The organism is Streptomyces sp. NPDC029014 (assembly GCF_055564695.1).
The window spans coordinates 1-24,554 of sequence record NZ_JBVHVT010000011.1 but is presented as its reverse complement, the minus strand read 5'-3'; the positions used below and the strand labels follow the sequence as shown (position 1 = coordinate 24,554).

The 24,554-nt window shown below is 73.5% G+C and carries 26 protein-coding genes and 1 pseudogene; 14 read left to right on the top strand and 13 right to left on the bottom strand.

Going from position 1 to position 24,554, the window contains the following annotated elements; all coding sequences use genetic code 11:
• Positions 1-66 precede the first annotated feature (66 nt).
• Entirely contained in the window at positions 67-288 is a 222-nt protein-coding gene (locus tag ACZ4VL_RS08290; protein WP_361093312.1) for a hypothetical protein, read from the bottom strand.
• Between the two features lie 2 nt (positions 289-290).
• Positions 291-1,172 carry a mycothiol conjugate amidase Mca gene (gene mca, locus ACZ4VL_RS08285; RefSeq protein ID WP_468197228.1) on the bottom strand — a complete coding sequence of 294 codons (882 nt, stop codon included), beginning with the start codon at positions 1,170-1,172 and terminating at the stop codon, positions 291-293.
• A 121-nt stretch (positions 1,173-1,293) separates the two neighbouring features.
• Here mca and ACZ4VL_RS08280 point away from each other — a divergent pair, with 121 nt between their 5' ends.
• Together ACZ4VL_RS08280 and greA are read left to right on the top strand one after the other, a co-directional pair.
• On the top strand, positions 1,294-1,707 hold the full coding sequence (locus tag ACZ4VL_RS08280; protein ID WP_468197225.1) for a DUF4307 domain-containing protein: 414 nt from the start codon (positions 1,294-1,296) through the stop codon (positions 1,705-1,707).
• A 214-nt stretch (positions 1,708-1,921) separates the two neighbouring features.
• Entirely contained in the window at positions 1,922-2,419 is a 498-nt protein-coding gene (gene greA, locus ACZ4VL_RS08275; protein ID WP_468197223.1) for a transcription elongation factor GreA, read from the top strand.
• Between the two features lie 91 nt (positions 2,420-2,510).
• Here the strand turns inward: greA and ilvA are convergent, their stop codons facing one another.
• Complete coding sequence (ilvA, locus tag ACZ4VL_RS08270; protein ID WP_468197221.1) at positions 2,511-3,743, bottom strand: threonine ammonia-lyase; 1,233 nt, start codon at positions 3,741-3,743, stop codon at positions 2,511-2,513.
• Positions 3,744-3,989: 246 nt separating this feature from the next.
• Between ilvA and ACZ4VL_RS08265 the strand changes: the two genes are divergently transcribed.
• The 3 genes from ACZ4VL_RS08265 to ACZ4VL_RS08255 are packed head-to-tail and all read left to right on the top strand — an operon-like array spanning position 3,990 to position 5,273.
• Positions 3,990-4,511 carry a MarR family winged helix-turn-helix transcriptional regulator gene (locus tag ACZ4VL_RS08265; RefSeq protein WP_361093326.1) on the top strand — a complete coding sequence of 174 codons (522 nt, stop codon included), beginning with the start codon at positions 3,990-3,992 and terminating at the stop codon, positions 4,509-4,511.
• A gap of 58 nt (positions 4,512-4,569) precedes the next feature.
• Positions 4,570-5,025: a sigma factor-like helix-turn-helix DNA-binding protein gene (locus ACZ4VL_RS08260; protein ID WP_468197218.1), complete on the top strand. Its 456-nt coding sequence runs from the start codon at positions 4,570-4,572 to the stop codon at positions 5,023-5,025.
• Positions 5,022-5,273 carry a hypothetical protein gene (locus ACZ4VL_RS08255; protein ID WP_468197216.1) on the top strand — a complete coding sequence of 84 codons (252 nt, stop codon included), beginning with the start codon at positions 5,022-5,024 and terminating at the stop codon, positions 5,271-5,273. Before ACZ4VL_RS08260 ends, ACZ4VL_RS08255 begins: the two co-directional genes overlap by 4 nt.
• 27 nt (positions 5,274-5,300) lie before the next feature.
• On the opposite strand, the gene ACZ4VL_RS08250 is transcribed toward ACZ4VL_RS08255, so the two are convergent.
• Positions 5,301-6,458: a cystathionine gamma-synthase gene (locus tag ACZ4VL_RS08250; RefSeq protein WP_468197213.1), complete on the bottom strand. Its 1,158-nt coding sequence runs from the start codon at positions 6,456-6,458 to the stop codon at positions 5,301-5,303.
• A gap of 118 nt (positions 6,459-6,576) precedes the next feature.
• Between ACZ4VL_RS08250 and ACZ4VL_RS08245 the strand changes: the two genes are divergently transcribed.
• The 6 genes from ACZ4VL_RS08245 (at position 6,577) to ACZ4VL_RS08220 (ending at position 12,922) form a co-directional block, all read left to right on the top strand.
• Positions 6,577-7,680 carry a hypothetical protein gene (locus ACZ4VL_RS08245; RefSeq protein ID WP_361093338.1) on the top strand — a complete coding sequence of 368 codons (1,104 nt, stop codon included), beginning with the start codon at positions 6,577-6,579 and terminating at the stop codon, positions 7,678-7,680.
• A gap of 325 nt (positions 7,681-8,005) precedes the next feature.
• Positions 8,006-9,631 (top strand): M48 family metallopeptidase, encoded by a 1,626-nt coding sequence (locus ACZ4VL_RS08240; protein ID WP_468197210.1) that lies wholly within the window; start codon positions 8,006-8,008, stop codon positions 9,629-9,631.
• Positions 9,628-10,791, top strand: a complete 1,164-nt coding sequence (locus tag ACZ4VL_RS08235; protein WP_468197207.1) for a hypothetical protein — start codon at positions 9,628-9,630, stop codon at positions 10,789-10,791. Before ACZ4VL_RS08240 ends, ACZ4VL_RS08235 begins: the two co-directional genes overlap by 4 nt.
• Before the next feature lie 106 nt (positions 10,792-10,897).
• Entirely contained in the window at positions 10,898-11,563 is a 666-nt protein-coding gene (msrA, locus tag ACZ4VL_RS08230) for a peptide-methionine (S)-S-oxide reductase MsrA (RefSeq protein WP_468197205.1), read from the top strand.
• 109 nt (positions 11,564-11,672) lie between these two features.
• Positions 11,673-12,023, top strand: a complete 351-nt coding sequence (locus tag ACZ4VL_RS08225) for a hypothetical protein (RefSeq protein ID WP_468197429.1) — start codon at positions 11,673-11,675, stop codon at positions 12,021-12,023.
• Between the two features lie 41 nt (positions 12,024-12,064).
• Entirely contained in the window at positions 12,065-12,922 is an 858-nt protein-coding gene (locus ACZ4VL_RS08220; RefSeq protein WP_468197202.1) for a class I SAM-dependent methyltransferase, read from the top strand.
• Here ACZ4VL_RS08220 and ACZ4VL_RS08215 read toward each other — a convergent pair.
• The 4 genes and pseudogenes from ACZ4VL_RS08215 to ACZ4VL_RS08200 form a co-directional block, all read right to left on the bottom strand.
• Positions 12,912-13,058, bottom strand: a complete 147-nt coding sequence (locus tag ACZ4VL_RS08215) for a hypothetical protein (protein ID WP_468197200.1) — start codon at positions 13,056-13,058, stop codon at positions 12,912-12,914. The genes ACZ4VL_RS08220 and ACZ4VL_RS08215 overlap by 11 nt on opposite strands.
• A gap of 434 nt (positions 13,059-13,492) precedes the next feature.
• Positions 13,493-13,891: pseudogene (locus tag ACZ4VL_RS08210) on the bottom strand (GNAT family N-acetyltransferase); the annotation flags it as partial.
• A gap of 146 nt (positions 13,892-14,037) precedes the next feature.
• The gene (locus ACZ4VL_RS08205) at positions 14,038-15,306 is read right to left on the bottom strand and encodes a L,D-transpeptidase (RefSeq protein ID WP_361093356.1); all 1,269 of its coding nucleotides are present in this window, start codon (positions 15,304-15,306) and stop codon (positions 14,038-14,040) included.
• Positions 15,307-15,427: 121 nt separating this feature from the next.
• The gene (locus ACZ4VL_RS08200) at positions 15,428-15,769 is read right to left on the bottom strand and encodes a hypothetical protein (RefSeq protein WP_468197197.1); all 342 of its coding nucleotides are present in this window, start codon (positions 15,767-15,769) and stop codon (positions 15,428-15,430) included.
• A gap of 107 nt (positions 15,770-15,876) precedes the next feature.
• Between ACZ4VL_RS08200 and ACZ4VL_RS08195 the strand changes: the two genes are divergently transcribed.
• The gene (locus tag ACZ4VL_RS08195) at positions 15,877-16,242 is read left to right on the top strand and encodes an LPXTG cell wall anchor domain-containing protein (protein WP_468197195.1); all 366 of its coding nucleotides are present in this window, start codon (positions 15,877-15,879) and stop codon (positions 16,240-16,242) included.
• A gap of 96 nt (positions 16,243-16,338) precedes the next feature.
• Here ACZ4VL_RS08195 and hutH read toward each other — a convergent pair whose 3' ends face one another.
• The 5 genes from hutH to ACZ4VL_RS08170 all read right to left on the bottom strand — a co-directional run bounded on the left by hutH (position 16,339) and on the right by ACZ4VL_RS08170 (position 22,405).
• The gene (gene hutH / locus ACZ4VL_RS08190) at positions 16,339-17,880 is read right to left on the bottom strand and encodes a histidine ammonia-lyase (protein ID WP_468197427.1); all 1,542 of its coding nucleotides are present in this window, start codon (positions 17,878-17,880) and stop codon (positions 16,339-16,341) included.
• Between the two features lie 142 nt (positions 17,881-18,022).
• Positions 18,023-19,138: a GGDEF domain-containing protein gene (locus tag ACZ4VL_RS08185; RefSeq protein ID WP_468197192.1), complete on the bottom strand. Its 1,116-nt coding sequence runs from the start codon at positions 19,136-19,138 to the stop codon at positions 18,023-18,025.
• Positions 19,139-19,264: 126 nt separating this feature from the next.
• Positions 19,265-20,053, bottom strand: a complete 789-nt coding sequence (locus ACZ4VL_RS08180; RefSeq protein ID WP_468197189.1) for an enoyl-CoA hydratase/isomerase family protein — start codon at positions 20,051-20,053, stop codon at positions 19,265-19,267.
• 41 nt (positions 20,054-20,094) lie between these two features.
• Complete coding sequence (locus tag ACZ4VL_RS08175; protein WP_468197187.1) at positions 20,095-21,285, bottom strand: adenylate/guanylate cyclase domain-containing protein; 1,191 nt, start codon at positions 21,283-21,285, stop codon at positions 20,095-20,097.
• 241 nt (positions 21,286-21,526) lie between these two features.
• Complete coding sequence (locus ACZ4VL_RS08170) at positions 21,527-22,405, bottom strand: biotin--[acetyl-CoA-carboxylase] ligase (RefSeq protein ID WP_468197185.1); 879 nt, start codon at positions 22,403-22,405, stop codon at positions 21,527-21,529.
• A 130-nt stretch (positions 22,406-22,535) separates the two neighbouring features.
• Here ACZ4VL_RS08170 and ACZ4VL_RS08165 point away from each other — a divergent pair, with 130 nt between their 5' ends.
• Together ACZ4VL_RS08165 and ACZ4VL_RS08160 are read left to right on the top strand one after the other, a co-directional pair.
• The gene (locus ACZ4VL_RS08165) at positions 22,536-24,134 is read left to right on the top strand and encodes an acyl-CoA carboxylase subunit beta (RefSeq protein WP_361093377.1); all 1,599 of its coding nucleotides are present in this window, start codon (positions 22,536-22,538) and stop codon (positions 24,132-24,134) included.
• A gap of 19 nt (positions 24,135-24,153) precedes the next feature.
• Positions 24,154-24,369: an acyl-CoA carboxylase epsilon subunit gene (locus ACZ4VL_RS08160; RefSeq protein WP_361093380.1), complete on the top strand. Its 216-nt coding sequence runs from the start codon at positions 24,154-24,156 to the stop codon at positions 24,367-24,369.
• Positions 24,370-24,554: the final 185 nt, after the last annotated feature.

The following is a 24,554-nucleotide window of genomic DNA, read 5'->3' as shown; positions in this document are numbered from 1 at the left end:
GGGCCGGGCGGGGCCGGGGTCGTCAGACGGGCCGGGGGCGGCAGGCCGGGCCGGGAGTCGCGGCGGCTAGGCCGAAGGCGTCGGCTTCGGGGTGGGGGCCGGCTCCGGCGCCTCCTCGAAGTCCACCCGCCCCATGTGCCGGTTCATCGACTTCATCAGCCCCCACACCCCAAGGGCGAGGGCCGCGAAGACGAGGAAGCCCAGGACTCCGGGCGTCACCTTGTTCTTGTCGAAGGTGTCGCCGGCCAGCGGAACGAGCTGGATCAGTGCAGCCTGTGTAGCGCTCATGGCTACGCATTCTCCCGGATGCCCGCGAAGAGGTCGGACTCGGGGAGGGAGGTGTCGACGAGCGACTTGGCGAGCTCGTACTCCTCCGTGGGCCAGACCTCCTTCTGGATCTCCATGGGGACGCGGAACCAGCCGCCGTCGGGGTCGATCTGCGTGGCGTGCGCGATGAGCGCCTTGTCGCGGATCTCGAAGTAGTCGGCGCAGGGGACGTGCGTGGTCAGCGTCCGCTCCTTGCGTTCGAACTCCTTCCACCGCTCCAGCCACTCCCCGTAGGGGGACTCCATGCCGCGGGAGAGCAGCGCCTCGTGGAGTGCGATGGTGCGCGGCTTGTTGAAGCCCTGGTTGTAGTAGAGCTTCTGCGGCTGGTGGACGGGGCCGAACTCGGCCTCGGGGTACTTCTCGGCGTCGTTCGCCCCGTCGAAGGCCACCATCGTGATCTTGTGGGTCATGATGTGGTCGGGGTGCGGGTAGCCGCCGTTCTCGTCGTACGTGGTGATGACCTGCGGCCGGAAGGCGCGGATCTTCTGCACCAGGCGGCCGGCCGCCTCGTCCACGTCCTCCAGGGCGAAGCAGCCCTCGGGCAGCGGGGGCAGCGGATCGCCCTCGGGCAGGCCGGAGTCGACGTAGCCGAGCCATTCCTGCTCGACGCCGAGGATCTGGCGGGCTTCCTCCATCTCCTTGGCGCGGACTTCGTGGATGTTCTCCTCGATGTACTTGTCACCCTGGAGCTTGGGGTTCAGGATCGAGCCTCGCTCGCCGCCGGTGCAGGTGACCACCAGCACGGGCACCCCCTCGGACACGTACTTGGCCATGGTGGCCGCGCCCTTGCTCGACTCGTCGTCGGGGTGGGCGTGGACGGCCATCAATCGCAGCTGCTCGGTCAAGACAGGATCCTCTGTGATTCGTCAGGCGGACGGCTCCTATAGTGACCGAATCGGGGGGCGGAAAAATTCCGGGGGCGAGCCCGGAGCCAAGTGGAACCCAGCACTCTCGGAAGGAACGATCATGAGCACGGTGCGCGAAGGCCTGCCCGAGGGCCGCTACGGCCGGTCGGCCGACGAGCGCGCGGACCGCACGCTCAGGATCGTCGGCTCGGTGCTCGGCGCCGGCCTGCTGGCTCTCATCGGCTGGATCGGCTGGGACTACGTCGCGGGCAAGGACGTCAGCGCCGAGGTGATCAAGTTCCAGGTGGTGTCGGACTCCGAGGTGAAGGTGCACCTGGAGGTGCGCAAGGAGGCCTCGGTGACCGGGGTGTGCACCCTGATCTCCCAGGACGAGGGGCACGGCGAGGTGGGCCGCGCGGACTTTACCTTCGACCAGAAGCAGTCGCGCATCGACGAGCTCGTCACGGTGAAGACCACGGGCCGCGCCACTACGATCGAACTGGTCGGCTGCCAGGCGGCGGGGTCCGCGGGCTGACCTTCCACCCGGCGGGCACGCAGCACGCCGGGGTGGAACGACGGTGGCACGCCGGGCGCGGTCCGGGCGGCACTTTGGTCCCGTTGCTGCTCAGGGGCCCGATGGCACACTTCATACACATGGTGTCCTCCCCCTTTTCTTCCCGAATTGTTAGGCTCGTGGTTTCGCCCGCCACCGGCGGACAAGTAGTCCCCTGTACCGACGAGGAGCACCCGTGACCCAGACGAGCGAGAGCGTCACCTGGCTGACCCAGGCGGCGTACGACCAGCTGAAGGCCGAGCTGGACTACCTCTCTGGTCCCGCACGCACGGAGATCGCCATCAAGATCGCAGCGGCCCGCGAGGAGGGCGACCTGCGCGAGAACGGCGGTTACCACGCGGCCAAGGAGGAGCAGGGCAAGCAGGAGCTCCGCGTCCGCCAGCTGACGCAGCTGCTGGAGAACGCCAAGGTCGGTACGGCTCCGGCGGCCGAGGGCGAGGTCGCTCCGGGCACCGTCGTCACGATCGCCTTCGACGGCGACGAGGACGACACGATGTCCTTCCTGCTCGCCTCCCGCGAGTACGCCTCGGGCGACTTCGAGACGTACTCCCCGCAGTCCCCGCTGGGCTCGGGCGTGCTGGGCAAGAAGGTCGGCGAGGACGCCGAGTACGAGCTGCCGAACGGCAAGAAGGCCTCGGTGCGGATTCTCGACGTCAAGCCCTTCACCGGCTGATCCCCCCGCAAGACGGTCGGAAGAAGACGGTCGGAAGAAGAAGACGCACCTCGCGGAGCCCCCTCGGACCGGTCCGAGGGGGCTCCGCGTTTCAGCCGATGACCGCGTAACCGGCGGCGTGCAGCGAGCGCGCGACCTCCGTGCAGTGCTCCGGGCCCTTCGTCTCCAGGTGCAGCTCGACCTCGACCTCCGTCAGCCCCAGCCGCGGGTCGGTGCGCACGTGGCTGACGTCGAGCACGTTCGCGTCCACCACCGACAGCACCGCCAGCAGCCCGGCCAGCGCCCCCGGCCGGTCCGCCACCCGCAGCCGCAGCGACAGGTAGCGGCCCGCCGCCGCCATGCCGTGCCGCAGGATCCGCTGGAGCAGCAGCGGGTCGACGTTCCCGCCGGACAGGACGGCGACCACCGGGCCGGCCCCGTACAGCTCGGGTTCGCTCAGCAGTGCGGCCACCGGGGCGCAGCCGGCCGGCTCGACGACCAGCTTGGCCCGTTCCAGGCAGAGCAGCAGGGCGCTGGAGAGCTCGTCCTCCGAGACCGTGCGGACGTCGTCGAGCAGTTCGCCGATGATCCGGAACGGGACGTCGCCGGGGCGGCCGACCTTGATGCCGTCGGCCATGGTGCTCGGGTTGTCGATCGAGACGGGGTGGCCGGCCCGGAGCGAGACCGGGTACGCGGCCGCGCCCGCCGCCTGCACGCCGATCACCCGCACGTCCGGCCGGAGCGCCTTCACCGCGACGGCGATGCCCGCCGCGAGGCCGCCGCCGCCGATCCCGACGAGGATCGTGCGCACCTCGGGGCACTGCTCCAGGACCTCCAGGCCCACGGTGCCCTGGCCGGCGACGATGTCGCGGTGGTCGAAGGGGTGGATGAACACCGCGCCGGTGCGGTCCGCGTACTCCTCGGCCGCGGCCAGCGTCTCGTCGACGACGTGGCCCTCCAGTCGTACGTCGGCGCCGTACTCCCGGGTCGCGGCGACCTTCGGCAGCGGCGCCCCGACCGGCATGAACACGGTCGCGTGCACGCCGAGCAGCGAGGAGGCGAGGGCCACGCCCTGTGCGTGGTTGCCGGCGCTGGCGGCGACGACGCCGGCCGCGCGCTGCTCGGGCCGCAGGCCGGCGATGCGCACGTACGCCCCGCGCAGCTTGAAGGAGCCGGTGCGCTGGAGGTTCTCGCACTTGAAGTGGACGGGGGCGCCGGTGAGGGCGGAGAGGTGCCGGCTGCCTTCCATCGGGGTGACCCGGGCGACGCCCGAGAGCATCTTCTGTGCGCCGCGGACGTCGTCGAGGATGACGGGCGGAACGGGCTGCAGCACGAGGTGGTTCATGTCGCCAGTCTCGCAGCCCCCACCGGTCACGGGCGTGTACCGGCGGACCGGGCGGACCCGTGCGGAAGGGGCGAAATCCGGCCATGCGGGACGGGCTCCGGGGGGCGGCCCGTAGCGGATTCCCGCCGGATCCGTACCGGGCTCGTACCAGTCGTACCAGTTCTCCCACGCGGCGTACGAGCCGCCGCGTGGCCGCGTACTCTGTCCCCCATCCTTGTCGGCCCCACGCGAAGAGAGCTCACGGCCATGCCTTCCAACCCGGCCAATTCCGACCTGCCCGCGGCGGCTGAAACACGCGCCGAAGCCGGTCTCCTGGACTCGCTCCAGCACCAGGTGGCCGTCTTCGCACGCCGCGCCGAGCAGACCCGCCTGGGCGGGGTCGGCCAGGCCCGCAACTCGATGGACCGCGCCGCGTACCTGCTGCTGAACCGGCTCGACCTGGAAGGCCCGATGGGCGTGAAGGCCCTCGCCTGCGGCATGGGCATCGACTCCTCCACCGTCACCCGGCAGGTCGCCCCGCTGGTCGACACCGGGCTGGTCAAGCGCACCTCCCACCCCGAGGACGGACGGGCGGTGGTCCTCGCCCTGTCGCCGCGCGGGCTGGCCCGGCTGGAGGAGGTCCGGGTGTCCCGGCGCGAGCTGATGGCCCGGGTCACGGACGACTGGAGCGAGGAGGAGCGGGAGGCGTTCACCGGACTGCTGACCCGCTTCAACAGCTCGCTGTCGGAGCTGATGGGCACCGTGTCGGAGGCCGGACCCGCCTCCTGAGGCAGCCCGTGTCCGACCCCTTGACCGGGGCGGTGCCCCTGCCCGCACCATATGCCGTGTGGACCACCGAGCGGGGCCCTACGCCGAGTTCGAGGCCTTCGTCGCGGGCGCGGCGGGGCGGCTCCTGCACGTCGCGGTCCTGCTGACGGCCGAGGCCGGTGCCGCGTCCGGCGCCGCGTCCGGCGCCGACTGCCCGGCCGCCCGCCGCCTGCTCGCCGGTGCGCTGGCCCGTACGTACGCCGACTGGGAGCGGTTGCGCGGCGACGACCCCTACGACCACACCCGCCAGGAGCTGTGCGCCGCCTTCGCCCGCACCGTGCGACGCCACCACGGCGGCCGGGGCGTCCTCGCCCCGCTTCCTCCGCTGGAACGGCTCGTGCTCGTGCTGTGCGTGTACGAGGGGGTGGCGCACGAGGTCGCGGCCGCGCAGCTGGGGCTGCCGGTCGAGCGGGTGCGGGTGCTGTCCGGGCGGGCGGTGGCCGCGCTACGGGCCCGCCGCGGGGAGGCCGCATGAGCGTCCCCGACCGCAAGGAGGCCCAGGTCAGGCGGCTGATGGAGGGGCCGTACCCGGTGGTGCCGGCCGGGCTGGCGGCCGCCGCCGCGGCCCGCGGGGACCGGCTGCTGCGCCGTCGGCGCATCCTGCGCCGGGTCGGCTGGACGCTGCTGCTGGCGGCGGCGGTGGCCTTCGCGGTGTGGGCCTCGCTGACCCACCCGTGGGAGGTCCCGCCGAGCGATGTCTCCCCGCCCCTGGAGGGCTGGTAGCCACCGCCCGGCGGTGTCGTCGGTCCGTCAGCCGAGGGCCTGGGTGAGGTCCGCGATCAGGTCGTCGACGTTCTCGATGCCGACGGAGAGGCGGACCAGGTCCCCGGGGACCTCCAGGGCCGAGCCGGCCACCGAGGCGTGGGTCATCCGGCCCGGGTGTTCGATGAGGGACTCGACGCCGCCGAGGGACTCGCCGAGGGTGAACAGCTTGGCCCGGTTGCAGACCTCGACGGCCGCTTCCTCGCCGCCGTCGACCTGGAAGGAGATCATGCCGCCGAAGTTGCGCATCTGCTTGGCGGCGATCTCGTGGCCCGGGTGCTCGGCCAGACCCGGGTAGAGGACCTTGTGCACCTTGGGGTGGCGGGTCAGCATCTCGGCGACCTTCGTCGCGTTCTCCGCGTGCCGGTCCATGCGCACCGCCAGGGTCTTGATGCCGCGCAGCACGATCCAGGAGTCGAAGGGGCCGGCGACGGCGCCCATCGCGTTCTGGTGGTAGGCCAGTTCCTCGCCCAGGGCGGCGTCGGCGGTGACCAGGGCGCCGCCGACGACGTCGGAGTGGCCGCCCATGTACTTCGTCAGCGAGTGCACGACGACGTCCGCGCCGAGCGCGAGGGGCTGCTGCAGGTAGGGCGAGGCGAAGGTGTTGTCCACGACCAGCTTGGCGCCGGCCGAGCGCGCGATCTCCGCGACCACGGCGATGTCGGTGATGCCGAGCAGCGGGTTGGAGGGCGTCTCGACCCAGATGGCCTTCGTCTTCGGGGTGAGGGCGGCGCGCACGGACTCCGGGTCGGAGGTGTCGGCCACCGACCACTCCACGCCCCAGCGCGAGACGACCTTCGCGAAGAGGCGGAAGGTTCCGCCATAGGCGTCGTTCGGGATGACCACGTGGTCGCCGGGGGCGAGCAGCGTGCGCAGCAGGCAGTCCTCGGCCGCGAGCCCGGACGCGAAGGCCAGGCCGCGCGTGCCGCCCTCCAGCGCCGCGAGGTTCTCCTCCAGCGCGGTGCGCGTCGGGTTGGCGCTGCGGCTGTACTCGTAACCGCCGCGCAGGCCGCCCACGCCGTCCTGCTTGTACGTGGAGACCTGGTAGATCGGGGGCACGACCGCACCGGTCAGGGGGTCCGCCGTGTTGCCCGCGTGGATGGCGCGGGTTTCGAAGCTCTGGTGCTCGTGGCTGTCGTCGCTCATGGGCAGAGCCTAAGGCCCGTACGGCTGTGCGCCACCCCGTGGCCGGTGCCCGGGACGGGTCCTGCAACACGGCGTTCGCATTCGCCTCGGCGCGGGTCGGTCTGGTTCGCTGGAGGGCATGGAGATTCTGTGGTTCCTGATCGCCGTCGGCCTGCTCTTGGCCGCCCTCGGTCCGCTCATACGGCGCAGGCGCGCCGGCCTGCACCTGGTCCCGCCCGGCAGCCCCGACGCCGCCGACCCGGCGGACTACGGCTTCGCCCTCCAGGAGGAGCTCGACATCCGGGTCCCCGGGCCCGACCAGGACCTGATGGACGCCCTCGCCGTCGTGCAGGGGACCGGGCAGTGGCGGGCCGCCTCCCAGCTGCTGGCCGGCACCCCCCGGGACGGGGAGCTGCGCTGGCAGCGCGTCCAGGCCTTCGCCGGGGCCGCGGCCCTGGAGCTCGTGGCGCAGCCCGGGGTGGGCGCGTCCTGGCTGAAGGCGTGGCGGCTGCAGGCGGAGAAGGACGCGGGCGGCGCGCAGGTGCACGCCGAGCTGCTGGTGCAGCAGGCGTGGCGGCACTCGGGCGGTGTCGGCTCCGAGGACCACCGGATCATCCTGGAGGAGGCGCGGGAGGCCTGCCGCAAGGCGGTGCTGCTCGCCCCCGGCGACCCGGTCCCGTACGTCACGGAGCTGGCGGTCGCTCGGGCGCTGGGCTACTCGGAGGCGGAGTTCGACGACCTGTGGGCGAAGGTCATCGACGTGGCCCCGAACCACATGGGCGCCCACCTGGCCGCCCTGCACTACTGGTGCGAGAAGTGGCACGGCTCCCGGGAGAAGGCCGACGCCTTCGCGCACGCGGCGGCGGCCCGCGCCCCGCAGGGTTCGCTGCTGGCGGCCCTGCCTCTGTTCGCGGTGTACGAGCACAAGCCGGACCTGGTGCTGACCCCGTTCTGGCAGAGCGCGGTGGTGACCCGGGCGGTGGAGGGCGCGCTGTACGCGGTGCACCAGGCCCGGCCCGACGACCCGATGCTGGCGCACGTACGGCACATGCTGCTGTCGTTCCTGGTCCCGATGGAGCGGTGGGCGGAGGCCATGGAGCAGGTGCGGCACGTGGACGGCTGCGTCGGCGCCCTGCCCTGGTCGGCTTCGTCGGACCCGGCCGCCGAGTACGCGGTGTACCGCGCGCTGGCCGTCGCCGGCTACGAGGCGAACGGGGGCTCCCCGGCCACCCTGCCCCGCTGACGCGTCACGCACCTCGCACGACGGAGGACGCGGTATGCAGCGTCCTTCGGGCCATAAGGTTGCCGTAAGTGACCATGAGGCCGCATGATCCCCCCGTGGCCGTCGGGCCGGCCGGCGGGTCCGGGCGACCCCGGCTCCGCCACCGGCCCGCCTCCGACCCGGCGCGGCCGCAGGTGCCGCACGCACCGCACCGCACCGTCAGCGCACCGCCGCGGCAGCCGGGGCGCCCTACCCGGCCCCGACCCCGGCCCCGACAGAGCGCCCGGGCGGTGCACCGCGCCCGGCACCACCGCACCGTCTTCATCCCCGGGGGGATCTGTCCCATATGGGCGCTTCACTGCGCGCGTTGCGCGCGCTCGTCCTGCTCGCAGGCTTCTATCTGCTCGGCCTCGTCCTGGTGGCCCTGCTCGCCGGCGTCGACCTCGGCGCGTACACGGCCGGGCTGCGCGGTTTCGCGCTGCTCAAACTGATCGCCGTCACCGGCGTCCTCGCCGTCCCGATCGTGCGCGGCATGTTCATGCTCCGCACCCCCAAGGGCGAGCCCGTCCCCGGCGTGCCCGTCGGCCCCGAGCAGGAGCCGGTCCTGTGGCAGGCCGTCCGCGAGGTCGCCGAACAGGTCGGCACCCGCGCCCCCGACGAGATCGTCCTGATCGCCGACGTGAACGCGGCCGTCAGCGAGGACTCGCGGCTGCTCGGCCTGCTCCCCGGCACCCGCCGCCTGTACATCGGGCTGCCGCTGATGACCGGCCTGGACGAGATGCAGCTGCGCGCCGTCCTCGCCCACGAGATGGGCCACTACGCCAACTTCGACACCCGTCTCACCCCGCTGATCGCCCGCGGGCGCGCCCAGCTCACCCGTACCGTCGCCCACTTCCACGAGCGCGCCGACGCCAAGGTCTCCAAGGAGCGGGCCCGGCAGGAGGAGAAGGCGCAGAAACGAATCGCCAAGGGCAAGAAGGCCCACGGCGTCGACACCAGCGGCCAGGGCGCCACCTACCGCGCCATGGCGAAGATCTACACCGCGTACGGCCGCTTCTACCTGCGCGCCACCCGCTCCTCCGGCCGCCGCCAGGAACTCGCCGCCGACCTCGCCTCGGTGCGGGTCGCCGGCCGCGACGCCGCCGCCTCCGCCCTGCGCGAGTTCAACGCCCTCGGCCCCGCCCACGAGTTCTACATGGACTCGTACGCCACCCTCGGCCTCGGCGCCGACCTGCTGCCCCGGCCCGGACAGGTCTTCGGCGGACTGCGCAGCCTCCTCGACGCCCGCTCCGACGAACTCGACGACATGCGCCGCGAGCTGCCCACCGAGCCCGCCGACCCGTACGACTCCCACCCGCCCCTCGCCGAACGCGTCGCCCGCATCGAGGCCCTGCCCGACGACGGCCGCAGCCACGCCGACGCCCGCCCCGCACTGGAGCTGCTCTCGGCCCCCGAGGCCGCGCAGACCGCGCTGGAGCAGGCCGTGCTGACCCCGCAGGCGCTCGCCCTGAAGCGGGTCGACTGGCCCGACCTGGTCCACGAGAGCATGACCCGGTACGTGGACCGGGGCGCCCAGGACATCCGCGAGGCCTTCGCGGCGGAGGGCGCGACCGCCGCCGACGGCTCGGACCGCGGCCCCGACCTGGCGGCCGTCCTCGACGCCGTCGACGCCGACCCGGACCTGCGCTGGCGCGTCGCCGACCGCTTCCCCAAGTCCGAGGAGGCCGCGGCGGCCACCGGCCGCACCGCCCGCGAGTTCGCCCGCCCCGTCGTCCGCCGGCTCCTGGGCCAGCTCGCCACCGTCGAGCTCACCGCGCGCGCCACCGCCCGCTGGGAGCTGTCCTGGTCCGACCCGGCCGCGCTGCGCTACCCGTCCGAGGAGTTCGAGGAGCAGCTGCGGTCCGCGCTGGAGGCGGCCGCCGCCGACCGGTGCGACACCGAACCGCTGCGGAAGCTGGTGCTCGCCAAGTGACCATCGCACTCGCCGTTCTCGGCGCCCTGCTGCTCGCGGGCGCCGTCAAGCTGCTGCGCGCCGTGTACTACGTGCGCAAGGCGCGGAAACTGAACGCCCGGTCGGACGCCCTGGAGGCCGAGATCGCAGCCACCCAGGCCCACACCGCCGACCTGGAGGAGCAGACCAGGGCGGAGCAGGCCGCGGCCGTCGTCGCCCTCGGCTTCGTCGCGGAGGCCGACCTCGACACCGAGCACGAGCAGCCCGTGCCCCCGGAACGGACGGCCGCACTGGCCGCCGTCCGCGGCGGCGACTGGCAGGCCGGCGCCGACTGGATCGACGCCGCCGGCACGGACTGGGAGGAACGCTGGGAGCGGGTCCGCGCCCTGTCCGAGGCGGCCGCCGAGGACGACGCCTGGCTGGCGGCCTGGCAGGCGGCCCGGCCCGGCGACCCGACGGCGGCGCTCGTCGAGGCGGACACCGCCGTCATGGTCGCGTGGAACGTGCGCGGCAGCCAGTCCGGGGCCCGCACCACGCAGGAACAGTTCCGGCTCTTCCGCGAGCTGCTCCTCAGGGCGGAACGGACCGCGCACGCCGCCCAGCGGCTCGCCGACCCCGCGGACCCCGTCCCGTACATGGTGGAGCAGCCCATCGGGATGGGCCTGGGCTACCCGCACGAGCGGTACGAGGAGCTGTGGGCGCAGATCACGGCCCGCGCGCCCAAGCTGCTGTGCGCGCACACCGGCGCCCTGCAGTACTGGGCCGAGAAGTGGCGCGGCTCGCACGAGCTGGCCCTCGGCTTCGCCCGGAAGGCGGCCGACGGGGCCGAGCCGGGCGAGCTGCTGTCGCTGCTGCCGCTGATCGCGTACTTCGAGAACGAGGCCTGGACCAAGGAGCTCCAGGCGGAGGACTACTACAAGGAGCCCGAGGTCCGCGCGGCGGTCGACGCCGCCCTCGCCGACCTCGCGGCGGCCGACCCCGGCGACCGGCGGGCGGTCCGGCTGCGGCACATGCTGGCCTGGATGCTGTTCTGGCAGGACCGGGACGCGGAGGCGGTGGAGCAGTTCCGCCGGATCGACGGGTACGTCGGCGCGGTGCCGTGGTCGTACCACGCGCAGCCGAAGCGGCGGTACCTGTACGCACGCGACTGGGCGGTCCGCGTGACCACGGACGCGCAGTGACGGCCGACGGGGGCGGGCCCGGAAACCCTCCACCGGGACGTTCGGCCCTGGGTGGGGAATCCGGGCCCGCCCCCGTCCGTTGAGGGAGGTACCAAGGAGGGAATCCATGTTCTCGTACCGCCGCACGCCCGAGCTCCCCACCGCCGAGCAGGCCCTTCAGGGCCGCTCCGAGCCCCTGTTCGCCCTGCCCCCGCAGCACACCGTCCTCGGCACCCCCCTCGCCGGCCCCTACCCGGAGCACCTGGAGGTCGCGGACTTCGGGCTGGGTTGCTTCTGGGGGGCGGAGCGGAAGTTCTGGCAGACCCCCGGCGTGTGGACCACCCTCGTCGGCTACCAGGGCGGCCACACGCAGAACCCCACGTACGAGGAGGTCTGCTCCGGCATGACCGGGCACACGGAGGTCGTCCGCGTGGTCTTCGACCCGGCGGCCGTCTCCTACACCACCCTGCTGAAGCTGTTCTGGGAGTCCCACGACCCCACCCAGGGCTTCCGCCAGGGCAACGACGTGGGCACCCAGTACCGCTCCGCGGCGTACACCCACTCCCCCGCCCAGCAGGCCGCGGCCGAGGCCTCACGCGACGCCTACCAAAAGGTCCTGGACGCGTCCGGCTACGGCCCGATCACCACGGCGGTCCTCCCGGCCGAAGGCCGCCCGTTCTGGCCCGCCGAGGCCTACCACCAGCAGTACCTGGACAAGAACCCGGCGGGCTACTGCGGCATAGGCGGCACGGGCGTCTCCTGCCCCATCGGCGTGGCCACCGCCGGCAACTGATGCGGCCCCGCCTCCGCGGCATGCGGGTTCATCCCTTCGGGCTGCGGGGTCGGGATCCGGTCGGGGCGGGCCGGGTCGGGGCGCCAGGGTGTCGGTCATGGGTGCTTCCGTGACCGCGTCCGCTGCCGGGCGGCCGCTCCTTCCGCAGCCGGCGTCGACCGTGACGGCACTGCGCCGGGCCGTCGCGCAGGTCCGGCCCGACGCGCTGCCCGCGTTCACGCGGGAACTCGACGAGGCCGCCGATCAGGCCCTACGGGGCTCCGACCCGGCGCCGCTGCGGCGTTTCACCGCCCAGTGGGCCGTGTACCTCCACGTCCAGCGGCAGCCGCGGCTCGCCGAGGAACTCCGGCGGTGGGAGGAGTGCGCCGCGACCGGCACCGCCGAGGAGGTCCGCAGGGCCGCCGCCTCGATCGGCAGGCTGCTCGACTCCGCACACACCGCCCTGGCCGCCCGGCGGTGAAATCGCTCGCCGGGCCGGGTGACGGGCGGCAGACTGCGGGCATGGATGACCGTGGGCGGGCGGACGGCGTGGCCGTCAACCGGGGTGTGTGGGACGAGCGGGCGCGGGTGCACGGGACGACGCCCGGGGACCGGTTCTACGACGTCGAGGCGTTCCTCGCCGGTCTGCAGACGCTGTGGGGCCTGGAGCGGGAGCTCGTGGGGGACGTGCGCGGGCTGGACCTGCTGCACCTGCAGTGCCACTTCGGCATGGACACCCTGAACTGGGCGCGGCTCGGGGCCCGGGTGACCGGGGTGGACTTCTCCCCCGTGGCCGTGGAGCGGGCCCGCGGGCTGGCGGTGCGGGCCGGGCTCGCGGAGCGGGCCGAGTTCGTCGAGGCGGACGCGCAGGCGCTGCCCGCGTCGCTCGGCGGCCGGTTCGACCTGGCCGTCGCCACCTACGGGGTGCTGTGCTGGATCGGCGACCTGGACGCCTGGATGCGCGGCGCGGCCGCCGCGCTGCGCCCCGGCGGCCGGCTGGTCCTCGTCGACCTGCACCCGCTGTTCCAGGTCTTCGCCAGCTACGAGCCGCTCGTCGCCGACTGGCCGTACGGTGGTGGGCAGCCGCAGCGGGAGCCGGTGACCGGGACGTACGCGGATCCCCAGCTGCGCACCGAGCCGCGGGACTCCGTGCAGTACCCGCACGCCCTCGGGGAGATCGTGACGGCCGCCGCCGGCGCCGGGCTGGTCGTGGAGCGGCTCGGCGAGCACACCGAGGCCGAGTCCGACGGCCGGGGGATCCTGCCGCGGGGCCAGGACGGCCGGTACCGCTTCCCGTTCGGGCAGACGCACCTGCCCGTCCTGTACTCCCTCGTGGCCCGCCGGCCGTCCGCAGGCGGCGCAGCCGCCGCTACAGCGTGAGTTGGAAGACCGCCGTGCCGCGTGAGCGGCGGTAGCCGAGGGACTCGTTGACCGCCCGCATCGGGGTGTTCTCGTCCGCGACGGTCGTGTCGACGGCCCGCGGCGCGGGGTGGCGGTCCGCCGCCTCGGCGAGCATGCGGAGCTTGACGGTGCGGCCGAGGCCGCGGCCGCGGTGTCCGGGGACGAGACCACCGTGTCGTACTGGACGGCGCGCGGGCCGTCCGGGTCGGGCAGGACGAGCTCCGTGTACGAGGCCACCTCGCCGTCCGGGGTGACGGCGGCGACCGTGGTCAGCGCGCCCCCGCGGTCGAGGATCAGCTGCTGGGAGGCGTGCAGGCGCTCGGGGGTCCAGGCGGGGACCTGCTCGTCGACGTCGCCCGTCGGGGCGTCGTCCATCGCGCAGTGGGCCCGGGCCGCCGCGGCGGCCCACGCGTCGGGGACCGGGCCTGGCCAGCACACGAGCGCGTAGCCGGGCGGGGCGGCGGCCTCCCGGACGGGCAGGGCGCGCTGCGCCTCCGGGACGTCCTGGGCGTACCAGGCCATCGGCAGGACGCACGTGAAGCCCAGCGACTCGGCGAAGGCCTGGCCGGGGCCTCCGAGGTCGACCTGCGCGGAAACGGAGGTGCGGCCCTCGGCGCGGAGTCCCTCGCGGACCCGCTGCCACAGGGCCGTGCCGAGGCGCTTGCGGCGCGCCTGCGGACGGACCGTCAGGACGTCGAGGAACGCGGTGTGCCGGTTCTCCTCGTCGCTGAACAGCAGGAGCCCGGCGACGCCGTCCCCGGCCGCCCACAGTGCGGCGCGCCCCCGCGCGGGCCGCACCCGGAGCCGGCCGGCCACCTCGACCCGGGAGGGCGCCGGGAGCTGCGGCAGGTCGGCGGCCCGGGCGTCGGCGAGGACCGACCGCCAGGCCTCCGTCTCGGCGTCGGACGGCGGCGGGGTGAGGGCGCGGATCGCGGAGTCGCTCGTCATGTGCCGGACCCTGGTGCCGCCCCCGGCCGCCGCGCGGGAGTTTCCGGCCGCCGGAAACGCCGGATGGCGGGGCGCCCCCGAGGGGTGCCCCGCCATCCGCGGGTCCGGTCGCTCCGCCCGGCGGGCGGGCGGGACGGCGGCGGTGGTCAGGCGGCCGATCCGGCCTTCCAGTCCGCCCAGCTCATGTTCCAGCCGTTGAGGCCGTTGTCCGGCTTGATGGTCTTGTCCGGGGAGTTGACCACCGTCACGACGTCGCCGATGAGGGAGTTGTCGTAGAACCAGGCGGCCGGCTGGTTCGGGTCGCCCGCGCCCTTGACGTCGTTGAGGCCGACACAGCCGTGGCTGGTGTTCGCGCTGCCGAAGATCGAGTCGGCGCCCCAGTAGTTGCCGTGGAGGAAGGTCCCGGAGTTCGACAGACGCATCGCGTGCGGGACGTCCTTGATGTCGTACTCGCCCTTGCCGTCGGCGTCGGTGAAGCCGACGGTGGCGCCGTTCATCCGGGTCTCCTTGAACTTCTCGGAGATCACCATCTGGCCGTTGTACGTCGGGTTCGCCGGGGCGCCCGCCGAGATCGGGATGGTCTTGATGACCTGGCCGTCCCGGTTGACCGTCATCTTCTTCGTCTTCGCGTCGACCGTGGAGACCTGGCTCCGGCCGATCTTGAAGGTGGCGGTGCGGTTCTGCACGCCCTGGACGCCGGGCGCGCCCTGCACCCCGTCCAGCTGCATCTTCATCGTGACGGTGGAGTTCGCCTGCCAGTAGTTCTCGGGGCGGAAGTCGAGCCGCTGCTCGCTGAACCAGTGGCCGACGACCTCCTGACCGCTGCTGGAGGTGACGTTGATCGCCGCCTGGACCGCCTTCTTGTCCTTGATCGGCTTGTTGAAGGTGATCGACACGGGCATGCCCACGCCGACGGTCTGCCCGTCCTCCGGCACGAACGAGCCGATGAAGCTGTTCTCCGGGGAGACGGTCGTGAAGGAGGAGTTCTCGTGCGCCTCCTTGCCCCCCGCGTCCTTGGCGGTCGCCGACAGCGCGTACTTCGTGGAGCGCTTCAGCGGGGCGTCCGGCTTCCAGCTCTTGCCGTCGCCGGCTATCTTGCCGGCCACGGCCGCGCCCTCGGAGGTCTTGAGCTCGACCGCGGTGAGCGTGCCGTCGGCGACGCCGACCGTGGTCGTGTCCAGACCGACGTTGGTCGCCCCGTCCTTCGGCGTGATCGTTATCTTGGCCTTCGACGCGTCCTTGGCCGCCGCGGCGTCGACGTCGGACTGGGACTTGGCGCTGTCGCCGCCGCCCTTCGCCTTGTCCTCGTCTCCGCCGCCGCACGCCGTGAGCATCAGTACGCCCCCGAGCACCGCGGATATGGCCGCCATGGACCTTCGCCGCCGCCTGCTGTCCGTCCTCACACGCCACTCCATCGCTGCTGAACCCCCCGGGGGCATCCCCGGGCAGGGGGACACGCCCCCTGCCACGCACCAGTCAACGCGTTGACGGCCCGGATCGGTTCCACATTCCGTTTGGATGTGGGCCACCCCACGGTCAAGCGTTGTCGGTCTCTCTGTCGAAGCCCCCATCTTCCTCGTCCAGCTCGTACTCCAACGACTCGGGGTCGTATTCGACGGGCTCGCTGCTCCAGGAGGCCTGTACGAGCTCCACTCCGGGGATGTCCACGACCAGGTCAGTGGGGTCGACGAGGTAGGCGAGGGCCTCCGATTCGTCCTCCCGGACCGCCGCCTCGGCGTGGCCGCGCTCGTCGTCCGGCATGAACTCGTCGGCGGTGATGTGGTCGAGCGCGGCTCCGGTGAGTGCTTCGGCGTCCGGCACCTCCAGCACCAAATCCACCCGAAGTCGTACGTACCGTGCTGAGTCAGTAGGGTTCATACGTCGGAGAGTAAGCCCGCCGGAGCCCCGACTTTCCCACGACCCGCCCCTTTCCGTAGCATCACCGCACACGGTCAATTCGCTGCTTCCGCAAGGGGGATCGCCCCGTGTCCGCACGCCCGCCCCTGCTCACCTCGCTGGGTGCGACCACTCTCCTCGCCGCCCTCTGGTTCGTGCCGTCCGCCAACGCCACCGCACCCGAGCCCGCGGCCCCCGTATCCGCCCTGCCCGTCTCCGCGAACACCGGCGGCTCCGGCACCGTCACGATGGCCTCCGACGCCGCCGCCGGCACCGCTGACGCCGCCGACAGCGTCACAGCCGGCACGGCCGGCACGGCCGATACCGGCGCCACCCTGGCCCTCGCCGACACCGGCGGGATCGACACCACCCCGTACCTGCTGGCCGGCACCCTCTTCCTGGGTGTCGGGGCGGGCTTCGTCACCTTCTCGGTACGGCGCTCCCGCACCCTGTAGGGCACGCCACAACGGCCGGGGGCCGCCCGCCGGGACACCTCCCGGGAGCGGCCCCCGGCCGTTCCACACCTCTCCGACCGGACGGGTCCGGGCTGCTCAGGCGAGCGGGCCCGTGACCGTCTCGACCGCGTCGACCAGCCCGCCGGAGCGCACGAACGCGTCGGCGGCGGCCAGGTCGGGCGCCAGGAAGCGGTCCGGCCCGGGGCCCTCGACGCCGGCCGCGCGGGCGGCGGCGATGGCGGCGAGGCTGGCCGGGGCCGCGGTGAGCCCGTGGCGCAGCTCGATGGCGCGGGTGGCCGCGTACAGCTCGATGGCGATGATGCGGGTCAGGTTGTCGACGGCGGTGCGGAGCTTGCGCGCGCCCGACCAGCCCATCGAGACGTGGTCCTCCTGCATGGCGGAGGAGGGGATGGAGTCCGCGGAGGACGGCACGGCCAGCCGCTTCATCTCGCTGACCAGGGCGGCCTGCGTGTACTGGGCGATCATCAGGCCGGAGTCGACGCCCGCGTCGTCGGCGAGGAACGGCGGCAGGCCGTGCGAGCGGTTCTTGTCGAGCAGCCGGTCGGTGCGCCGCTCGGCGATGGAGCCGAGGTCGGCGGCCGCGATGGCGAGGAAGTCCAGGACGTACGCGACGGGAGCGCCGTGGAAGTTGCCGTTGGACTCCACGCGCCCGTCGGGCAGGACCACCGGGTTGTCGACGGCGGAGGCCAGCTCGCGGGAGGCGACCAGGGCGGCGTGGGCGATCGTGTCGCGGCCGGCGCCGGCGACCTGCGGGGCGCAGCGCACGGAGTACGCGTCCTGCACGCGCGGGGCGGACTCCTCCTGGAAGTGCCCGGTGAGCCCGGAGCCCTTCAGGACGGCGGCCATGTTGGCGGCGGAGTCGCCCTGGCCCGGGTGCGGGCGGATGGCGTGCAGCTCGGGCGCGAGGACCTTCTCGGTGCCGAGCAGGGCCTCCAGCGTCAGGGCAGCGGTGATGTCGGCGGCGGTGTAGAGCCGGCGGAGGTCGGCGAGGGCCATGATCAGCATGCCGAGCATGCCGTCGGTGCCGTTGAGGAGGGCGAGGCCCTCCTTCTCGCGCAGCTCGACGGGCTCGATGCCGGCCTCGGCGAGCAGTTCGCCGGCCGGGCGGACGACGCCGTCCGGGCCCTCGGCGTCGCCCTCGCCCATCAGGGTGAGCGCGCAGTGCGAGAGCGGGGCGAGGTCGCCGGAGCAGCCGAGGGAGCCGTACTCGTGCACCACGGGCGTGATGCCCGCGTTGAGCACGTCGGCCATGGTCTGCGCGACGGAGGGGCGGACGCCGGTGTGGCCGGAGGCGACCGTCTTCAGGCGCAGGAACATCAGCGCGCGCACGACCTCCCGCTCGACGCGCGGGCCCATGCCTGCGGCGTGCGAGCGGACGATGTTGCGCTGGAGCTGGGCGCGCAGCTCGGGGCTGATGTGACGGGAGGCCAGGGCGCCGAAGCCGGTCGAGACGCCGTAGACGGGCTCGGGCTTGGCGGCGAGGGAGTCGACGATCTCGCGGGAGCGGGCGAGGGCGTCCAGGGCCTCGGGGGAGAGCTGGACCCGCGCGTTGCCGCGGGCGACGGCGATGACGTCCTCGGGGGTGGTCCCGGACGTCCCCACCACGACAGTGTGCATATCCATATTCAGCAGCCTACGGACTGAATCGCTTCATGTCACTAGTGACGTTCACGTGGACCTCTTACACCACCCACAGCGGCGTAACGGTCACTCCCGGCGGTCGCGCACGGCGGCCGCACCCGGCGCTCGCGCCCGCCGGTCACGCGCGCCCCCGGAACCGGCGGCGCTCGCCCGGGGCCTCCTGCTGCGCCGCGTCGGCCAGCTGCACCACGGCGGTGTCCCGCCCGGCAACGACGGGCCCGGCGGAGCGGGCGGCCTTGGCCTTGTACTGGGCGGCGTCGGCCAGCCGGAACAGCCGCCGGGAGGACTTCACGGCGCCGATCGGGTCCCCGGTGGAGGCGACCCCGCAGGCCACCCCCTCGCCCAGCTCCAGCCCGTCGGCCCGACGGCACAGCTCCTCGGTGACCCGCACCACCTCGTCGGCCGAGGGGCCGACGCTGACCAGGCAGAACTCGTCACCGCCGAGCCGGGCGGCGAGCGCGCCGGGCAGCATGGCCCCGCACAGGCTCAGCACGGACCCGAAGCGCTCCAGGAGCCGGTCGCCCGTGGCGTGGCCGAGGGTGTCGTTGACCCGCTTGAGGCCGTTCAGGTCGCACACCACCAGGCTGACGACGGCGCCGGCGCGCCGGTGCTCCTCCAGGGCCTCGTCGAGCCGCATGTCGACGGCGCGGCGGTTGGCCAGCCCGGTCAGCGGGTCGGTGAAGGCCAACCGGTGGGCCTCCTCCAGCCGGTCGCTCTGCGCGAGGCCGGCCGCGATCACGGCGGCGAGGACGGTCGCGAACTCGGCGTCGTCCTCGTCGAAGTCGGGCAGCCCGTCGTCCCGGGCCACGTACAGCTCGCCCCACGCCCGGCCGCTCAGCACGACGGGCGCCACCACGCAGGTGCCGCGGCCGCGCCGGCGCAGGGTCTCGCCGCGGCGGCCCGGGCGGGCGCCGCCGGCGCTCTCGACCCACGCGTGCGGGCCCCCGCCGCCGATCCAGCGCTCGTGCAGGAACTCGGTGATCTCGGGGAAGTCGTGCACGGGGTACGACTCGTCCTCGGGGAACTCGGCCTCGCCCGGCCGGCGCTCGCCCTCGTTGACGAGGACCCGCAGCCGGCCCCGCTCGCGCTCCCAGGCGGAGATCGCGGCGAACGACCCGTCCAGCGCCAGGCGCGCCCCCCGCGCGGCGGCCCGCATGCTGTCCCGCGGCGCCCCCGCGGCGGCCATGGCCTGCGCCAGGCCCACGACGGCCCGCAGCCGCGCATCGAGTCCCATCACCCCAGGTTAGGGAGTTTTATCCGATTTGGTAGGTCATGCCGGTCCAGCCCCCACCAGGCCGGGCCCGGCGGGGCCCCGGCGAGGGCCCGCCGGGGGCGGGCTTCCCGTACCGGAACCGCGCGACTACCGGCCCGGCCAGTTGGGGCGGCGCTTCTCGTTGAACGCCGCCACGCCCTCCGCGCGGTCGCCGGAGAAGGCCACCGTCCGCCAGGCCGCGTCCTCGATCTCCAGGCCGGCCGCCAGGTCCATCCCGTGGCCCAGCCGCAGCGCCCGCTTGGCCGCCCGCAGGCCGACCGGGGAGTTCGCCGCCATCCGGGCGGCCAGGGCGAGGGCCTCCTCCCGGTCCCGGCCCGCCGGTACCACCGAGTCGACCAGGCCCAGCGACAGCGCCTCCGCGGCCTCCACCCGCCGGGCCGTGAAGATCAGCTCCGCCGCCCGGGCCGCGCCCACCCGCCGCGGCAGCAGCTGGGTGCCCCCGCCGCCCGGGATCACGCCCACGGACACCTCGGGCAGGCCGACCACGGCCGTCTCGTCGGCCACGATCACGTCGCAGGCCAGCGCCAGCTCGAAGCCGCCGCCCAGCGCGAAGCCGTGCACCGCCGCGATCGTCGGCATCGGCAGTTCCAGCACGCCCCCGTACGCGCCCCGCGTCGTGGGCCGCTGGCGCACCAGCTCCGCATCGCTGAAGGAGTTGCGCTCCTTGAGGTCCGCGCCGACGCAGAACGCCCGCTCCGCCGTCGAGGTGAGCACGACGACCCGGACCGAGGGGTCCGCCGCCAGCTGCGCACAGGCCGACCCGATGGCCCGCGCCATCTCCGTCGACACCGCGTTCATCGCCTTCGGCCGGTCGAGGACCAGCTCCACGACCCCGTCGTCACCGTGCCGACGTACCGCTACGAACTCCGACTCCATCGCCGACTCCACCGACACAGGGCCCTCCCGGTTAACGAACGTTACCCGGGGATCTTAGGCTTCCGCCGCGTCAGCGACCAGGGCTCCACGACCCCCAGCCCGCGCACCGGCCGCTGCCACATCGGCTGCAGCGCGAAGCGGTAGGAGCCGCCGCCCTCCTCGGCCTCGGCCTCCTTCTCCGAGACCGGCGCCGCACCCGTGCGGCCCAGCTCCTCGGCCATCGCCCCGTCGACCAGCACCGCGTCCTTCGGGGCTATCGAGGTCAGCCGGCTGGCCAGGTTCACCGTGGTACCGAAGACGTCGCCCATCCGGGTCGTGACCGTGCCGAACGAGATGCCGACGCGCAGCTCCGGCATCTGCGGGTCCGACTCCATCGTCTCGATCAGCCGCAGCGCGATCTCGGCCGCCGTCGCCGCGTCGTCCGCCGCGTACAGCACCTCGTCGCCGAGCGTCTTGATCAGTCGGCCGCCGTGGGCGGCCACCAGGTCGGCGGCGTTCGTCTCGAAGGACTCGACCAGCTCGCCGAGCTGCTCCTCCTCCAGCCGGCGCGTCAGCCGGGTGAAGCCGACCAGGTCGGCGAAGCCCACCGCGAGGCGCCGGTCGACCATCTCCTCGTCGTCGGCCGCCTGCACGACCCGGCCGGTGGCCGCCGCCAGTTGGCGCCGCCACACGTAGACGAGGAACTCCTCCAGCTCCGGCAGGAGCAGCTCGACCAGCGGGTACGTGACCTCCGTACGGGTCATGCCCGGCTCCGGCGGCTCGGTCAGCCCCTCCAGGAAGGAATCGATCTGCCATTCGGCCAGTCGGGCGGTGGTCTGCCCGGTGGACCGGGCCACCTGCACCGCCATCGGCTCGCTCAGCAGCCCCGCCTCGACCAGGCCGGCGAGCCGGCGCAGCGCGAGGACGTCGGCCTCGGTCAGGGCCCTGGCCTGCCCGATGTCCGCGAAGCCCATGGCCCGCCAGAAGCGGGAGGCGAGCTCCATCGAGACGCCGGCGCTGCGGGCCGCCTGGAACGGGGTGTAGCGGCGCTCGGCGCCCAGGATCAGCTGCTCCAGCCGGATGGCGAGCGGGTCCGCCGTCGGCTGGGCGGTGTGGTCGACCTCGTGGTGCGGGGTGTGCTGGTCGCGCCCGATCGGCGTGCCCGGGCTCCCCGGGCCGCCCGGGTTCCCGGATCCGCCCGGGTTCCCGGGTCCGCGGGCGGACGCGCCGGACGTAGAGTCGTCGACGGTCAAGGGGCCGCCTCCTGTCCATTCCGTGCGCACTGCCCTGCCGAACCGGGTGATCACCGGAAAGGACCGGGATCGCCTAAACCATACGGCAGGTGTGCCGTAGCTCACTCCCCACTCCCGTTACCTCCGGCGCCCGCCGGGGTCACGGGCCGGTCCGGGACCCCGCCGGGCGCACGCCCCGCGCGGCCCGCCCGGGGCCGCCGGGGTGGCCGGCCCGGACCCGCCGGACCGGCCCGGACCCGCTCTAGTGCGCGGACCTGAGGTGCACCACGTCCCCGGCGCCGACGGCCTCGTGCGTCCCGTCCTCCGTCCGGACGACGAGCCGCCCCTCCGCGTCGACCGCTTCGGCCGTCCCGGTGAGCGACCGCCCGCCGGGCAGGTCCGCCCGCACGTGCCGGCCGAGGGTCGCGCACTGCGCCGCGTACGCCTCCTGCAGACCGCTGGCCGCGGGGTCGCCGCCGGTGGCGCGCCAGTTCCCGTACCACTCCTCCAGCGACCGCAGTACGGCCTTCAGCAGCGGCTCGCGGTCCGTGACGGCGGCCTTCGCCAGGGCCAGCGAGCCGGCCTGCGGGACCGGCAGCTCGTCCTCGGTCAGCGACACGTTGAGGCCGATGCCGATGACGATCCCGTCCGCGACCCGCTCCGCGAGGATGCCGGCGGCCTTGCGCTCCTCGCCCTCCACGGTGACCAGCAGGTCGTTGGGCCATTTGAGTGCGGTGTCCACCCCGGCGGCCCGGGCCAGCCCGGCCGACGTGGCCACCCCGGCCAGCAGCGTCAGCCAGCCCCACCGCTCCTGCGGCACGGCCTCGCCGGGCTTGAGCAGCACGGAGAAGAACAGCCCCGACCGGGCGGGCGCGACCCAGCTGCGGTCGAGGCGCCCGCGCCCGGCGGTCTGCTCCTCGGCGACGAGCACGGCCCCCTCGGGCAGCTGCCCGGCCCGGGCGGCGAGATCGGTGTTGGTGGAGCCGGTGGTGGGGACGACTTCCACGGAGGACCACAGTCCTTGCCCGGTGACGAGGGCGCGCTGCAGCGCGGCGGCATTCAGGGGCGGCCGGTCGAGGTCGGACCAGCGACCCGCGGAGGGCCCGGAAGGGGCTCCTCCTGAAGCATCTGATGGCGTCATGCAACCCACAGTAGGTGTGTCAAACGCCGCACTGCCGAGCGCCATGCCCGCCGATACGCTACGCACCAGTAGCCAGCAGTAGTCATTCATTGACCAGGCAGTTGACACCACGCAGGGAGCCGCGACCCCGATGTCACAACCGTCAGAGCCGATCGACATCCACACCACCGCGGGCAAGATCGCGGATCTGCAGCGCCGTATCGAGGAGGCCTCGCACGCCGGGTCCGCCCGGGCCGTGGAGAAGCAGCACGCCAAGGGCAAGCTGACGGCCCGCGAGCGGATCGCCCTGCTGCTGGACGAGGGCTCTTTCGTCGAGCTGGACGAGTTCGCCCGGCACCGCTCCACCGACTTCGGCATGGAGAAGAACCGCCCGTACGGCGACGGCGTCGTCACCGGCTACGGCACCGTCGACGGCCGTCCGGTGGCGGTGTTCTCCCAGGACTTCACCGTGCTCGGCGGCTCCCTGGGCGAGGTCTTCGGCCAGAAGATCATGAAGGTGATGGACTTCGCGCTGAAGACCGGCTGCCCGGTCGTCGGCATCAACGACTCCGGCGGCGCCCGCATCCAGGAGGGCGTCATGGCCCTCGGCATGTACGGCGAGATCTTCCGCCGCAACACCCACGCCTCCGGTGTGATCCCGCAGATCTCGCTGGTCGTCGGTCCGTGCGCGGGCGGTGCGGTCTACTCCCCCGCCATCACCGACTTCACGGTGATGGTCGACCAGACCTCGCACATGTTCATCACCGGCCCGGACGTCATCAAGACGGTCACGGGCGAGGACGTCGGCTTCGAGGAGCTCGGCGGCGCCCGCACCCACAACGCCACCTCGGGCGTGGCCCACCACATGGCCGGGGACGAGAAGGACGCCATCGAGTACGTCAAGTCCCTGCTGTCGTACCTGCCGTCGAACAACCTCTCCGAGCCGCCCGCCTTCCCGGAGGAGGCCGACACCGAGGTCTCCGACGCCGACCGCGAGCTCGACGTGCTGATCCCGGACAGCGCGAACCAGCCGTACGACATGCACACGGTGATCGAGCACGTCCTCGACGACGGCGAGTTCCTGGAGACCCAGTCGCTGTTCGCCCCCAACATCGTCACCGGCTTCGGCCGGGTCGAGGGCCACCCGGTGGGCGTCGTCGCCAACCAGCCGATGCAGTTCGCCGGCTGCCTCGACATCAACGCCTCCGAGAAGGCCGCCCGCTTCGTGCGGACCTGCGACGCCTTCAACATCCCGGTGCTGACCTTCGTCGACGTCCCGGGCTTCCTGCCGGGCACCGACCAGGAGTACAACGGAATCATCCGGCGCGGCGCGAAGCTGATCTACGCCTACGCCGAGGCCACCGTCCCCCTGATCACCGTCATCACCCGCAAGGCCTTCGGCGGCGCCTACGACGTCATGGGCTCCAAGCACCTCGGCGCCGACCTCAACCTGGCCTGGCCGACCGCGCAGATCGCCGTCATGGGCGCGCAGGGCGCGGTCAACATCCTGCACCGCCGCACCATCGCCGAGGCCGAGGCCGCCGGCGAGGACGTGGAGGCCGTCCGCGCCCGGCTCATCGCCGAGTACGAGGACACGCTGCTCAACCCGTACACGGCCGCCGAGCGCGGCTACGTCGACGCGGTCACGATGCCCTCGGAGACCCGCGCGCACGTCGTCAAGGGCCTGCGCCAGCTGCGCACCAAGCGCGAGTCCCTGCCGCCGAAGAAGCACGGCAACATCCCCCTCTAGGTCCGGGAGGTCAAGTCCTGTGGTGATCAAGGTCGTCAAGGGGAATCCGACGCCGGAGGAGCTGGCCGCCGCCCTGGCGGTGGTCCAAGCGCGCGCGGCGGTGCTGGCCTCGGCACCGTCGGGCGCACCGCGAGTGGCCGACGCCTGGGCGGCGCCGAGCCGGGTGGCGGCGCGGACGCTGCCGCAGCCGGGGCCGCGGGCGTGGGCCCGTACGTACTGGCCGGGCCGGGGCTGAGGTCCCGCCGGCCGGGTCCGGCCGGGCTCGGCCGGAATCGGGCCGGGTCCGGCCCGAAGATGGCGCGAACCGGTGGGGGGGGGGGGGGGGGCGGGTTCCGGGTTGGCCCCCGCCCCCCCTTGCGAAAGAGTGGGGCTTCTTTTTTTCCCCCCCCCCCCCCCCCACCCCCCTAAATACACCCCAAA

What these genes read in the sequence shown, in the direction of transcription:
- ACZ4VL_RS08290 (WP_361093312.1), bottom strand. Translation starts at nt 288, where the DNA reads ATGAGCGCTACACAGGCTGCACTGATCCAGCTCGTTCCGCTGGCCGGC.
- ACZ4VL_RS08280 (WP_468197225.1), top strand. Translation starts at nt 1,294, where the DNA reads ATGAGCACGGTGCGCGAAGGCCTGCCCGAGGGCCGCTACGGCCGGTCG.
- ilvA (WP_468197221.1), bottom strand. Translation starts at nt 3,743, where the DNA reads ATGAACCACCTCGTGCTGCAGCCCGTTCCGCCCGTCATCCTCGACGAC.
- ACZ4VL_RS08265 (WP_361093326.1), top strand. Translation starts at nt 3,990, where the DNA reads ATGCCTTCCAACCCGGCCAATTCCGACCTGCCCGCGGCGGCTGAAACA.
- ACZ4VL_RS08255 (WP_468197216.1), top strand. Translation starts at nt 5,022, where the DNA reads ATGAGCGTCCCCGACCGCAAGGAGGCCCAGGTCAGGCGGCTGATGGAG.
- ACZ4VL_RS08250 (WP_468197213.1), bottom strand. Translation starts at nt 6,458, where the DNA reads ATGAGCGACGACAGCCACGAGCACCAGAGCTTCGAAACCCGCGCCATC.
- ACZ4VL_RS08245 (WP_361093338.1), top strand. Translation starts at nt 6,577, where the DNA reads ATGGAGATTCTGTGGTTCCTGATCGCCGTCGGCCTGCTCTTGGCCGCC.
- ACZ4VL_RS08240 (WP_468197210.1), top strand. Translation starts at nt 8,006, where the DNA reads ATGGGCGCTTCACTGCGCGCGTTGCGCGCGCTCGTCCTGCTCGCAGGC.
- msrA (WP_468197205.1), top strand. Translation starts at nt 10,898, where the DNA reads ATGTTCTCGTACCGCCGCACGCCCGAGCTCCCCACCGCCGAGCAGGCC.
- ACZ4VL_RS08220 (WP_468197202.1), top strand. Translation starts at nt 12,065, where the DNA reads ATGGATGACCGTGGGCGGGCGGACGGCGTGGCCGTCAACCGGGGTGTG.
- ACZ4VL_RS08215 (WP_468197200.1), bottom strand. Translation starts at nt 13,058, where the DNA reads ATGCTCGCCGAGGCGGCGGACCGCCACCCCGCGCCGCGGGCCGTCGAC.
- ACZ4VL_RS08205 (WP_361093356.1), bottom strand. Translation starts at nt 15,306, where the DNA reads ATGGAGTGGCGTGTGAGGACGGACAGCAGGCGGCGGCGAAGGTCCATG.
- ACZ4VL_RS08200 (WP_468197197.1), bottom strand. Translation starts at nt 15,769, where the DNA reads ATGAACCCTACTGACTCAGCACGGTACGTACGACTTCGGGTGGATTTG.
- hutH (WP_468197427.1), bottom strand. Translation starts at nt 17,880, where the DNA reads ATGCACACTGTCGTGGTGGGGACGTCCGGGACCACCCCCGAGGACGTC.
- ACZ4VL_RS08185 (WP_468197192.1), bottom strand. Translation starts at nt 19,138, where the DNA reads ATGGGACTCGATGCGCGGCTGCGGGCCGTCGTGGGCCTGGCGCAGGCC.
- ACZ4VL_RS08180 (WP_468197189.1), bottom strand. Translation starts at nt 20,053, where the DNA reads ATGGAGTCGGAGTTCGTAGCGGTACGTCGGCACGGTGACGACGGGGTC.
- ACZ4VL_RS08170 (WP_468197185.1), bottom strand. Translation starts at nt 22,405, where the DNA reads ATGACGCCATCAGATGCTTCAGGAGGAGCCCCTTCCGGGCCCTCCGCG.
- ACZ4VL_RS08165 (WP_361093377.1), top strand. Translation starts at nt 22,536, where the DNA reads ATGTCACAACCGTCAGAGCCGATCGACATCCACACCACCGCGGGCAAG.